At 71.4% G+C, this 11,429-nt stretch carries 11 protein-coding genes; 6 read left to right on the top strand and 5 right to left on the bottom strand.

From position 1 onward, the window contains the following. Both VHU88_00350 and VHU88_00345 read left to right on the top strand, forming a co-directional pair. A partial coding sequence (locus VHU88_00350) for a DUF222 domain-containing protein (GenBank protein ID HEX3610111.1) occupies positions 1–728 on the top strand: 728 nt, incomplete at its 5' end. Beyond that, positions 715–1,035, top strand: a complete 321-nt coding sequence (locus VHU88_00345) for an HNH endonuclease signature motif containing protein (protein HEX3610110.1) — start codon at positions 715–717, stop codon at positions 1,033–1,035. The genes VHU88_00350 and VHU88_00345, both read left to right, overlap by 14 nt. A 21-nt stretch (positions 1,036–1,056) precedes the next feature. Here the strand turns inward: VHU88_00345 and VHU88_00340 are convergent, their stop codons facing one another. After that, positions 1,057–1,677 carry a TetR/AcrR family transcriptional regulator C-terminal domain-containing protein gene (locus VHU88_00340; GenBank protein ID HEX3610109.1) on the bottom strand — a complete coding sequence of 207 codons (621 nt, stop codon included), beginning with the start codon at positions 1,675–1,677 and terminating at the stop codon, positions 1,057–1,059. Beyond that, a complete protein-coding gene (locus VHU88_00335; GenBank protein ID HEX3610108.1) occupies positions 1,674–3,272 on the bottom strand; it encodes a PEP-utilizing enzyme in 1,599 nt (532 codons plus the stop codon). The genes VHU88_00340 and VHU88_00335 overlap by 4 nt, the downstream gene beginning before the upstream one ends. A 90-nt stretch (positions 3,273–3,362) precedes the next feature. On the opposite strand from VHU88_00335, the gene VHU88_00330 reads away from it, so the two are divergent. Continuing rightward, positions 3,363–3,884: a hypothetical protein gene (locus VHU88_00330; protein ID HEX3610107.1), complete on the top strand. Its 522-nt coding sequence runs from the start codon at positions 3,363–3,365 to the stop codon at positions 3,882–3,884. Between the two features lie 6 nt (positions 3,885–3,890). Here VHU88_00330 and VHU88_00325 read toward each other — a convergent pair whose 3' ends face one another. Both VHU88_00325 and VHU88_00320 read right to left on the bottom strand, forming a co-directional pair. Then, positions 3,891–4,697, bottom strand: a complete 807-nt coding sequence (locus VHU88_00325) for a family 1 encapsulin nanocompartment shell protein (GenBank protein ID HEX3610106.1) — start codon at positions 4,695–4,697, stop codon at positions 3,891–3,893. Beyond that, positions 4,694–5,716 carry a Dyp-type peroxidase gene (locus VHU88_00320; GenBank protein HEX3610105.1) on the bottom strand — a complete coding sequence of 341 codons (1,023 nt, stop codon included), beginning with the start codon at positions 5,714–5,716 and terminating at the stop codon, positions 4,694–4,696. Before VHU88_00320 ends, VHU88_00325 begins: the two co-directional genes overlap by 4 nt. Before the next feature lie 171 nt (positions 5,717–5,887). On the opposite strand from VHU88_00320, the gene VHU88_00315 reads away from it, so the two are divergent. The 3 genes from VHU88_00315 to VHU88_00305 are packed head-to-tail and all read left to right on the top strand — an operon-like array spanning position 5,888 to position 9,842. After that, entirely contained in the window at positions 5,888–7,345 is a 1,458-nt protein-coding gene (locus VHU88_00315; protein HEX3610104.1) for a pyruvate, phosphate dikinase, read from the top strand. A gap of 29 nt (positions 7,346–7,374) precedes the next feature. After that, complete coding sequence (locus VHU88_00310) at positions 7,375–9,051, top strand: VWA domain-containing protein (protein ID HEX3610103.1); 1,677 nt, start codon at positions 7,375–7,377, stop codon at positions 9,049–9,051. Further along, on the top strand, positions 9,048–9,842 hold the full coding sequence (locus VHU88_00305; GenBank protein ID HEX3610102.1) for a CbbQ/NirQ/NorQ/GpvN family protein: 795 nt from the start codon (positions 9,048–9,050) through the stop codon (positions 9,840–9,842). The genes VHU88_00310 and VHU88_00305 overlap by 4 nt, the downstream gene beginning before the upstream one ends. A 10-nt stretch (positions 9,843–9,852) precedes the next feature. Here VHU88_00305 and VHU88_00300 read toward each other — a convergent pair whose 3' ends face one another. Further along, complete coding sequence (locus tag VHU88_00300) at positions 9,853–11,346, bottom strand: aldehyde dehydrogenase (protein HEX3610101.1); 1,494 nt, start codon at positions 11,344–11,346, stop codon at positions 9,853–9,855. Positions 11,347–11,429 lie beyond the last annotated feature (83 nt).

The raw sequence follows: 11,429 nt of genomic DNA, 5'->3' as shown, positions 1-11,429 counted from the left end.
GGGTCGCGGACTCCCTGGACCGGCACGAGGCGGAGCGCCCCGCCTGGGTGGACCCGCAGACCTGGGAGCAGTCCCAGGAGTTGGACTTCGCCGAGCGTTCGGCCTACGCCGAGGTCGCCCTGGAGTTGGGCCTGGCTGATCGGACCAGTGATCACCGGGTCCATCTCGCGGTCGAGTTGACCCGGCGCCTGCCCGCCACGGTGGCCGCGGTGTGCGCCGGGCGGATCACCCTGGCCAAGGCCCGGGTGATCCTGGAGGAGACCGCCGAGCTCGACGCCGAACTGCTCGCGCAGGTCGAGGCGGCAACGCTGGGCAAGGCCGAAGGACTCACCCCGGCCAACCTGCGCCGGGCCACCCGCCGCGCCGTGGCCCGCGTCGACGCGGACGCGGTTGCCAAGCGCCGTGCCAAGGCCATCGCGCAACGCTCGGTGAAGATGTGGGAGATCGGGGACGGCATGTCCGCCCTGGAAGCCACCCTGCCCACCCCGGTCGCACAGGCCGCCTTCGCAGTCATCGACGCCACCGCGCACCAGGCCATCACCCCAGGGGATGAGCGCGGCATCGACGCCGTCCGTGCCGACGCGCTGGTCGACTATCTGCTTCCCACCCGACATGGCACCCCGGATCAGCTACCAGATCCAGATCATCTCCACCGACCCCGACCTGAACGCCGACCCCACCCGCCGCCTGCCCACCGCGGCCCAAGCCCACTACGTGAAAGCCCGTGACCAGCATTGCGTGCACCCCGGCTGCCGGGCCACCCGCACCGAGCACGACCACACCACCGCCCACGGCCAAGGCGGCCCCACCCTCACCAAGAACCTGGCCCTGCGCTGCCCCAAACACCACCGCATCAAGCACCTGCGCGGCTGGAAAGCCACCCAGGAACCCGACGGAACCCTGACCCTGACCACACCATCAGGCCGCACCTACCGAACCCGGCCACCCGACCCCGACGGCATCGACCCGCCCACCGAGAAGGTCCGGCCACCCAACCCCCGGCCACCGGCCCTCCCCGAGAGGCCACCCTTCTGACGGCCCGCCCCTGACGCATCGTCACATGTCAATCGCCGGCCGGTAGGCGCCCAGCATCCGGCGCAACGCGGTCCGGAAATGCGCCTGCGCCTGCGCCCGCACGAAGTGCGCTCGCACCTGGCCCAACGTGGACCGACTGTCGATCTGGTCCAGCGCCCGATAGGCCTCGTGCAGGCGTTGCCCGGTGCCGGGCAAAGCCGCGCCGATGGTGAACTGTCCGATCGCGACCATGGCCTCGACGGCGTCGCCGGGTTCGAATCCCGCGGACAGCAGCACGGTCACCACGGCCTCGCCGTGGGCCCGGAAGTTCGGCCCGGCCACCGGGTACTGGGCCACGATCTCCGCGACCGCAGGAGACTCGACCAGCAGGTCCCGCATGGCGGCGAAGAACCAGACCAGTGCCTCCTCCCAGTCCGGCCCGACCCCCGGCGGCGGCAGCTCCCCCAGCGCAGCGTCGGCGAGCAGTTCCAGAACCTCGTCCTTGCCGGCCACATGCCGGTACAGCGCCCGGGGGGTGCAGTCCAACGCCTCGGCCAGACTGCGCATGGAGACCGCGGAGAGGCCTTCGGTGTCGGCGATCCGCCGGGCCGCCGCGACGATCGCGGGCAACTGCAGAAAGCTGCGGTACCCGCGTTCACTCACGTCGCGGGCTCGAGCACCGTGACGGTTCCGGCGGCCCCGTCGACCCGTAGGAGGTCGCCGGTGCGCAGCAGCGCCGTGCCGTTCCCGGTGCCGATGACACACGGCAGGCCCATCTCGCGGGCCACGATCGCGCCGTGCGAAGAGATCGACCCGACGTCGATCACGGCCGCGGCCGCCAGGTGGAAGGCCGAGGCCCACGACGGGTCGGTGGTGTGGCAGACCAGGATCTCCTCGGGCTCCAGTTGGTCGCACTCGTCCGCGCTGTGCAGCACCCGCGCGTAGCCCTGCACGACGCCGTGCGCGGCCGCGGTCCCGCTGACGAACTCGGCCCGGGCCTCGCCGTCGGACACGATCGGGATCGGCTCGGGCGCCCCGATCCAGTGGTCGGGCAGGTCGAACTTCTGGTAGGCCGCGCGCAGCGCCCGGCGGTGCGCCACCGCCGCGCGGGCATCGGCCGGCGGCGTCCCGCGGATCTCGTCCGCGGCCAGATAGAAGACGTCGTCCTCGGCGTCGATGACATCGTCGGCCACCAGCTCCCGACCACGGGCCCGGCAGGCCACCCGGGTGCCGTCGAAACCCTTTGCCAGCGCGGCTTTCCCCTCCTCGCGCATCGGGATGAACGTGCGCGCCAGGCGCATCAACAGCGTCGCGACCGGGCGCTTGGCGCGCGGCAAGGCGGTCAGCAACTCGGCCTGCGCCGCCTCCCGCACCGCGGCCCGGGCCCGGGTCTGCGCGGCCGGGTCGGGTCGCTGCGCGGCGCGGTACTTCACCACCATCCGCTCGATCGTCTCCGGTGCCTCGCGCCACGTCGGCTGGGAGAGCTCGATCTCGCCGGCGCAGCGGAAGCCGTACTCGGCAAGGAATTCCGCGAGGGTCGCCTCTCCGTGCGCCACCCGGTCGAGGGTTGCCACCAGTTCCAATTCGGCCATCTGCCCGTACCCGGTGGCCAGTTGCAGGTGCAGGCCGGGGCGGTCGACGCCGGCCGCGAGCTTGCCCAACGTGTCGAACACACCCTGCGCGACGAAGCAGATCACCATGTGCACCCGCATGACGTCCTCGAGCCGCACCAACGCCTCTCGCAGTTGGACGTCGGCGGGCCGAGCCGCCCCGGCAGCCGAGGTCGCGAACCGCCACCAGGTGTCCGTGCGGGCAGCACACTGCGCGAAGCGCCGACGCAGTCGAGCCGTGGCCACCGGGGCCTTGACCGCAATCACCGGGTGGCGCCGCCGGGACCGGGGCGCCGGGTCGGTGCGCGCCGACGCGAAGTACTGCTCCTCGAACGAGGCACCGGAGTCTCCCGGGATGAGCTCGCTCATCCGGCGGAAGTAGCTGATCCCGGCGGTGTAGCGGCCGTAGAACACCGCCGAGCAGGCCGGTCGGGCGGTCGCCTCGGCTCCGATCCGACTCTGGCTCACCACCCCGATGTCGGCGAACGAACCGGCGACGGCGCGGTCGCAGAGCGGCAGCCAGAGGCTGGCGCCGAGCGGACTCATGACCCCGGCGTAGTTCTCCCGGGTGTTCACCGTGGACCAGACGTCGTCCGGTCCGCAGTGGCAGTGCATCGGATTCGGGGCGTGCAGGTCCAGCTCAGTCATGTCGGCCCTCCGCCGCCACAATGTATACAGTGTGGACATCGTCCACAAGGCCTACGCTGATGGCGGCAGAGCGAAGGACGATTCGGGTCGGTGCCCATGAACTCGGACACGAGACTGGTCTCGCAGGCCACGGACGCCGTGCGCAGCGCGACGACGCTGGACGAGGCGCTCACGGCGCTCGTGCAGTTCCTGCGGCCGCGATTCGACCTCTGGTATGCGGCGTTCTGCTCGCATCCGGAGGGCGATCCCACGATCACGATCCTGAGTTCGTGGTCGCTGGCCGAGAGCGTCTTCGAGGCCGGGACGACGATTGCCTCGTCGATCTCGCAGATCATCGTCGGCGTGCTCGAGCAGGTGCGCGCGGGCAACCCGGCCCGGTTCGTGATGGGCGGCGACCCCGACTCACTGGTCGAGCATCTGCTCGCGGACCAGGGCGTCTCCGCGGTCATCGCGGTGCCGATCAGCTCCGACGAGGAGGGCCTGATCCTGCTCGCGCTGGGCACGAGCACCGAGGGCGCGTTCCTCGACGCGGGCCGGAACTTCTACCTGGACCTCTCGCACGGCATCGCCGAGACCGTGCTGCGCCTGGTTGCCACGAAGAGCGCGGGCTGAGCCCGCTCAGCCCCCGGCCGGGAGGTGGACGCTGGCCTCCGCAGTGAGGGCCAGGAACGTCAGCGACTCCTGCAGGTAGAGCTCGACCCGCTGACCGTCGTGCGACAGGTACCCGATCGAGAGGTCCTGCCCGAGGTGCAACTGGTAGTCGCCACCGCGCGCGGAGATCAGCAGCCCGCCCGCCAGCGCCGGCGCCCAGATGATCTGCCCGTCGGCCAGCAACTGCTCGATGTGCTCCTGAACCGGGTAGCCCTCGTCGGAGCCGGCCGCGACGGCGGTGTAGGTGTCGGCCGAGAGCAGCAGGTTGTACGGGCCGGCGACGCCTGCCTGACGCAGCGTCTCAATCGCCTGCGCGACCGTGCGCGGGATCGCCTGGACGGCGGCGGGCAGCGACAACGCCGGGTTGGAACCCCCGGGTTCGATCCCACCGATCCCGGCCGCGGCGAAGCCGTGGATGACGGCGCGGTCCTCGGCCAACGCGATGCTCCGGGCGGCGTCCTTGACCGGCTGCCAGTCGGAGTCGGCGGCGCCGCGTTCGACGTCGTCGACCGCGGCCCGGGAGACCGTGAACGGCACCCGCAGCTCGACCAACGGTGCGACCTCGCGCAGATTGGCGATCACCGAGTCCGCCGGGGAGACGACAGGCCGCAGGTGACCGGTGCCCACCGCGGACAGGGCCGTCCCACCGGGGCCGACCACGTCGACGACGCGACGGGCGGCCACAGTGCCGATGAACGTGCGGCGGGCCTCGGCCTCGATCTGGGTCCACGCCGCGTCAGAGATCGGCGCGAGTTCGCGATGCAGATTGTTCACGGTGTACCGCTCCTTCTGAGACTGCCGATGGCCAGGCTGCCGTCCGCCTCTGCCGGCGCGGATTCCTCGTCCGGCACCTCGCTCCCCGCCGTAGGTGGGTCGTCGAGGAAATCCTTGGTGGGTATGAAGAACAGGCCCCCGGTGACCGGCCGGGAGAAGTCCAGGATCCGGTCGTGGTTACCCGGTGGGTTACCCACGAACATGTTGTTCAGCATCTGCTCGATCACCTCCGGCGTGGCGGCGTAGCCGGCGAAGTAGGTGCCGTACTCGCGGGTCCCCACAGTGCCGAAAGGCATGTTGTCGCGCAGGATCTTCCGTTGTTCACCGTCCGGGCCGGTGATGGTGTTCAACGCGACGTGCGAGTTCGACGGCTTCACTGCTTCGGACAGTTCGATGTCGTCGAGCTTCCGGCGGCCGATCGCCTTCTCCTGCTCCTCGACCGACAGTGCGTTCCACGCCTGGAGGTCGTGCAGGTATTTCTGGACGATCAGATAGCTGCCGCCCGCGTACGCCGGGTCCTCGGGGCCGATGGTCACCGCGTCCGCGGCGGCGACTCCGCTCGGGTTCTCGGTTCCGTCGACGAATCCGAGCAGGTCCCGTTCGTCGAAGTACCGGAATCCATGGACCTCGTCGACCACGTCGGCCGCCCCGTCCAGGCTGTCCACGATCTGCCGGGCCAACTCGAAGCACAGGTCGGCGCGCCGGGCGCGCAGGTGCACCAGCAGGTCCCCGGGCGTGGTCACCGTGGTGTGGACGGCACCGGCGAACACCGGCAACGGGTGCAGCCCGATCGGCGCGGGCAGGTCGTAGAGCCTGCTCCACAGCCCGGCCCCGATGCCGAGCACGCAACTCAGGTTGCCCTCGGGCTCCCGGAAGCCCACGGAGCGGGTCAGCCCGGCGGCATCGGCGAGCATCTCGCGAACCGCGTCCTCGGACCCCTCGCGCACGGTCAGGACAAGAAAGATCGCCGCGAACGCAGGTAGTTCCAGCACGTCCTGAGGCACGGGCGAGCGGGACACGCCCAAAGGCTACCGTGGGGGATCTTGCCCGCGGCCGGGCCGTAGTTCCTACGGGCCGGGCACCGTCGGCGTCGGGGTTTCCCGCAGCACCTTGCGGGATTCCGCCCTTGAGAAGCCCCCGCGCCTGGACCAGAGTGGGTCGAGGAGTCGCCGACGAGACGGAGCGGACTGGTGGCGGTAATCCATCTGTCGGGTGCGGGCGAGCTCGATCGGGCCACGGTCGGGGGCAAGGCGTGGGGCATCAACCACATGCGCTCGTTGGGGATGCCGGTGCCGGCCGCGTTCGTGGTCACCACCGACGAGTGCCTGCGGCACCTGGAGCGCGACGACCTGGACCCGGCGCTGGCCGAAGGGATCCGCGCCGCGGTGGCTGAGTTGGCGACCGAGGTCGGGCGCGGGTTCGGTGCCGCCTCACGGCCGCTGCTGGTCTCGGTGCGCTCCGGTGCTGCGCAAAGCATGCCCGGGATGATGGACAGCGTCCTGAACCTCGGCCTGACCTCGACCACCGCGGCGGCACTGGCCCAGGAGTCCGGGGATTCCGCCTTCGTCGCGGACCTGGCACGCCGGTTCGACGAACAGTTCACCCGCATCGTCGGCGCACCCCCGGCCGATGACCCGTGGGACCAACTGGAAGCCGCGGTCCGGGCGGTGTTCTCCTCCTGGACCAGCGACCGCGCCCGCGCCTACCGCGCCCACCACGGCATCCCGGAGACGGGCGGCACCTCGGTGACCGTTCAGGCCATGGTCTTCGGCAACCTCGGCGCCGACTCCGGCACCGGCGTGTTGTTCACCCGCGACCCCCGCACCGGCGCTTCCGCACCGTTCGGCCAGTGGCTGCCCGGCGGGCAGGGCGAGGACGTCGTCTCCGGCCGCTTCGACGCACTGCCCCTGACCGAACTGGCCGCCGCGCAGCCGGCGGTGCACGCCCAACTGCTCGAGGCCGCGGCCCGCCTGGAAGCACACGCGCGCGACGTGCAGGACATCGAGTACACCGTCCAGGAAGGCCGCCTGCATCTGCTGCAGACCCGCAACGCCAAACGCTCCCCCGACGCCGCCATCCGGCTGGCAGTGGCAATGTGCACCGACGGCCTGATCACCACGGAGCAAGCCGTCGCCCGGATCAGCGCCACCCAGATCGAGATCGTCTGCCGACCCCGCATCGACCCCGCCGCCCGCGCCGCCGCAACCCTGCTCGCCACCGGCGATCCCGCCTCCCCGGGCGTCGGCCGCGGCATGGTCGCCCTGTCCTACGAGGAGGCCGAGACCCTCGACGACAACGGCACCGAAACCGTCCTGGTCCGGCCCACCACCGACCCCGACGACGTGCCCGGGATGATCCTGGCCACCGCCGTGGTCACCGAGGTCGGCGGGGCCACCAGCCACGCCGCCGTCGTCTCCCGGGAACTGGGCACACCCTGCGTGGTCGGCTGCGGGCTCGGCACCACCGAAGCCCTCAAGGGCCGCACCGTGACCGTCGACGGGACCACCGGGGAGATCTTCGACGGCCTCCTGGACGTCGCCCCCTCCGCCGTCGACTCCCCCGACCTGGCCACCCTCACCGACTGGGCCCGACGCCACGGCGGGGTCGGCACCACACCGGCGCAGGTGTTCCGCAGCCTGGCCGGCTGACGGAACGCCGGGAACCCGAGGCTCGACCAGTGCCCGACGACGCCTCACTGACGGCCCGGTTCGGCCTGCTCGCCGCCTGTCTGACAGGCCGTCAGATGGTTGTCGCCGCCGGGACGGAGGCCTGGACCGACGGGAAGGTCGTGCACGTCGACGCCGCCGACGACGTCCGACGCCAGGTGGTGCTGCAGGCCGCGCTGATCCGGGGCGGCGGCCTGGCTCCGCGGGTCACCCGCCAGTTGGTCGGCCGGCCGGCGCTGGCTCGCCGTTATCTCGCGATCGAGGGGCGGCGGGCACTGGCCGCGCTGGGCGACGTCCTGCCCGCGGGGGCGGTCCCGACAGTCGACCCGCTGCCGATGCACCTGTCCTGTCCCGAGGACTGCCTGGCCGTGGCGCGCAGCCGGGATCGCGTGCCGGACGCACCCCCGTGGTTCGGTCGGCTGCGTCCGCACCGGATCGCAGGCAACGCCGAGTTGCTCGACCCGGCCCCGACGGTCTCGGCGACTGCGCCGCTGCCACCTGCGCTGCCGCGGGCCGAGGCCGAAGCCTCGTCCGAGCCGGAGACCAAGCCCCACAAGGCCTCCCGCTCCTGGACCAGCCGAGTCGTGAGCCCGTTGGCCCAGGCATTGCGGCGCCCCAAGAACCCCAGTCACGGCAGCGCCGAACCCGGCGCCGACGGGGAGGCCGGGCTGGCGACCGCGGTCCACAACGATCGGCCGCCCCGCTCCGGGATCCGGGCCGGATCCCCGATGTCGTGGCAACCGGCGCCGGTGCTGCGGATGCCGAGAGTTCGGCTGTACCCGGAGTGGGACGAGGGTCTGCGCGCCTACCGACCGGACTGGTGCAGCGTCACGCAGTACGTGCCCGGCCCCGACGAGCTCGCACCGCTGCCGCGGCCGGCACGGCACGACGGGCTGCGGCGGGCGCTGGCCCCGGTCGGCCTGGGCATGCTCCGTCATCGCCGGCAACCCGGAGGCCACGACCTCGACCTGGACGCGGCGGTCGAGGCCCGGATCATCGCAGTCGGCGGTCGAACGCCGCCGGTGGCCGTCTACCTGGACAACCTGCGACGCCGGCGGGAACTGACCGTGCTGGTCCTGCTGGACGCCTCCGGCTCGACCAACGAGGTCAACAGCGCCGGCAGTCTGCTCTACGAACGCCAGCGCGACGCGGCCGCCGCGCTGATCGACACCTTGCACATCCTCGGGGACCGGGTCGCCGGTTACGCGTTCCGCTCCCGGGGCCGCGACGTCACGTTCACCACGATCAAGACCTTCGACGAGCCGTTCGGTGCACACCAGATGGCCCGGCTCGGCGGCCTGTGCGCCGACGGCTTCACCCGCCTGGGCGCCGCAATCCGCCACGCCACGCACCTGCTGGCCACCGACCGGGCTTGCGTGCATCGGGTGCTGGTCGTGGTCACCGACGGATTCCCTTACGACACCGGCTACGAGGACCGCTACGCCCAGGTCGACGCCCGCAGAGCCTTGGCCGAGGCCCGTACCGCGGGCGTCGGCTGTCTCGGGCTCGATCTGGCCTCGGCCACCGCGGAAGACCTGCTGGAACGCGTTTTCGGCGCGACGCTGCACGCCGGCGCTGCCGACGTCGACGCCCTCGCACCCGCAATGCCCCGACTGCTGATCGGGGCGTTGGACGACGTGGCCCGACAGCGCAGGACCGGACAGCGCAGGAAAGGAGTACCGGCGTGAGCTCACGCGACGGCGTCCCGTTCTACCTGGCAGTAGGCGACGAGGAACAGCTGTTCCGCGCCGCCTACGAACGGAATCTGGCGATCCTGCTCAAGGGCCCGACCGGCTGCGGCAAGACCCGGTTCGTCGAGGCGATGGCCGCCGGCCTGGGCCGACCGCTGATCACCGTGGCCTGCCACGAGGACCTGACCGCCGCCGATCTGATCGGCCGTCACCTGCTCGAGGGTGGCGACACCGTCTGGGTCGACGGACCGTTGACCCGCGCGGTCAAGGAAGGCGCGATCTGCTACCTCGACGAGGTGGTGGAAGCCCGCCAGGACACCACCGTGGTCATCCACCCGCTCAGCGACCACCGCCGCCAACTCACCATCGACCGACTCGGGGTAACCCTCGACGCGGCCGATGGATTCTGCCTGGTGATGTCCTACAACCCCGGCTACCAGAGCGTGCTGAAGGACCTCAAGGACTCCACGCGGCAACGCATGGTCGCGATCGAGTTCGGCTTCCCGCCGCCCGATGTCGAGCACAAGGTCGTCGCCACCGAGACCGGCCTTGATGCCGACACCGTGGAGATCCTGGTCCGGATCGGTCAGGCCATCCGCCGACTGGACTCCGGCACGCTGCGCGAGGTCGCGTCGACCCGAGCCCTGGTCGCGGCCGGGCACCTGATCACCGCGGGCATCCCGATCCGGCGGGCCGTCACCGCAGCGGTCACCCGACCGCTGACCGACGACCCGACACTGGCCGTCGGCCTCGACGAACTCGTCGCGACGTTCGTCCCGGACGGCTGAGCGAACGCCGTCAGGCCCCCGGCGGCCCGTCCAGCAGGATTGTCTTGGTCTCCAGGTAGGACCGCAGCCCCTCGGTGCCGCCCTCGCGGCCGATGCCGGACTGCTTGAAGCCCCCGAAGGCGATGGTCAGGTCGAGTTTCATGTTGTTGTGCCCGACGGTGCCCGACCGCAGCTGGGCGGCGACCTGGCGGGCACGGCTGTTGTCCGGGGTGAACACCGCGGCATTGAGCCCGTAGATCGAGTCGTTGGCGATGTCGATCGCGTCCTGCTCGCTGTCGGCGGGGATGACCGAGAGCACCGGGCCGAAGATCTCCTCCTGCGCGATGACCTGCTTGTTGTTCACCCCGGCGAACACGGTCGGCTCGACGAAGTAGCCCTTGTCCAGGTGCTTGGGCCGGCCGCCGCCGGTGACCAGTCGTGCGCCCTCCTCGATGCCCTTGGCGATGTAGCCCTCGACGCGGTCGCGCAGCCGGGCCGAGGTCAGCGGGCCCATCTGCGTCGCCGCGTCGAACGGGTCGCCCACGTTGACAGCGGAGAACGCCGCGCCCAAAGCCTCGGCGAACTCGTCGTGCTTGGCGCGCGGCACCACGATCCGGGTGAGCGAGGCACACACCTGCCCGGACAGGAAGCACTCCGCGCCGGCCAGAGTCGCCGCCGCCTGCCCGATGTCGGCGTCGTCGAGGATGACCGCGGCGGACTTGCCGCCCAACTCCAGCGTGACCCGCGCGATGCGCTCGCCGGCCAATGAGGCGATGCGCCGGCCCGCGGCCGTCGACCCGGTGAACGCGATCTTGTCCACCCTCGGGTCGCGGACCAGCAGCTCGGAGACCTCCCGGTCGGCGGTCACCACGTTGAGGACCCCCGCGGGCAGGCCGGCCTCGGCCGCGGCCGCCGCCAGGATGTACCCGGCCGCCGGCGCCTCGGGCGACATCTTGAGGATCACGGTGCAGCCGGCGATGAACGCCGGCGCGAGCTTGAGCGCAGCCAGATCCATCGGGCCGTTCCACGGCACGATCGCGGCAACCACGCCGACCGGTTCGCGCACCCGCAGCCCGTAGCTCTCGCCCCAGATCGGGCTCGGCGCGGCCGGCACGACCTCCTCGAACTCGTACGTCTGCGCCATGCTCGCGTAGTACCGGAACAGGTCCGGGATCATCGAGGACATGAACGACGCGATCGAGTGCAGCACCCCGGACTCGCGCGGCCAGATGCTCGGGTACGCCGCGGACTTGGCCGCCAGCACGTCGGCGAAGCGCATCATGTAGCCGGCGCGCTCGGCGTGCGACAGGCGCGGCCACGGGCCCTTGTCGAATGCCCGACGGGCCGCCTCCATGGCGTGGTTCATGTCCGCCGCCTGCGCCTCGGCAACCCGGAAGACCGGCAGCTCGGTGGCGGAGTCGATCACCTCGAACGTGGTGTCGGAGCTGGGGCGCACCCACTCCCCGTCGATGTAGAAACGGTCGGAACTGCCCAACACATCGCGGAACTCATCAGTGAGGCTCATGCGCGATCCCTTCTGCTCGAGCCACACGCTAGTGCGCTCAGCAAGTGGCGCGGTAGTTCGGCGGCGACCTGCCGTGGCCCGAC

The organism is Sporichthyaceae bacterium (assembly GCA_036269075.1).
Classification (GTDB): Bacteria; Actinomycetota; Actinomycetes; order Sporichthyales; family Sporichthyaceae; genus DASQPJ01.
This window is presented reverse-complemented; position numbering and strand designations above follow the sequence as displayed.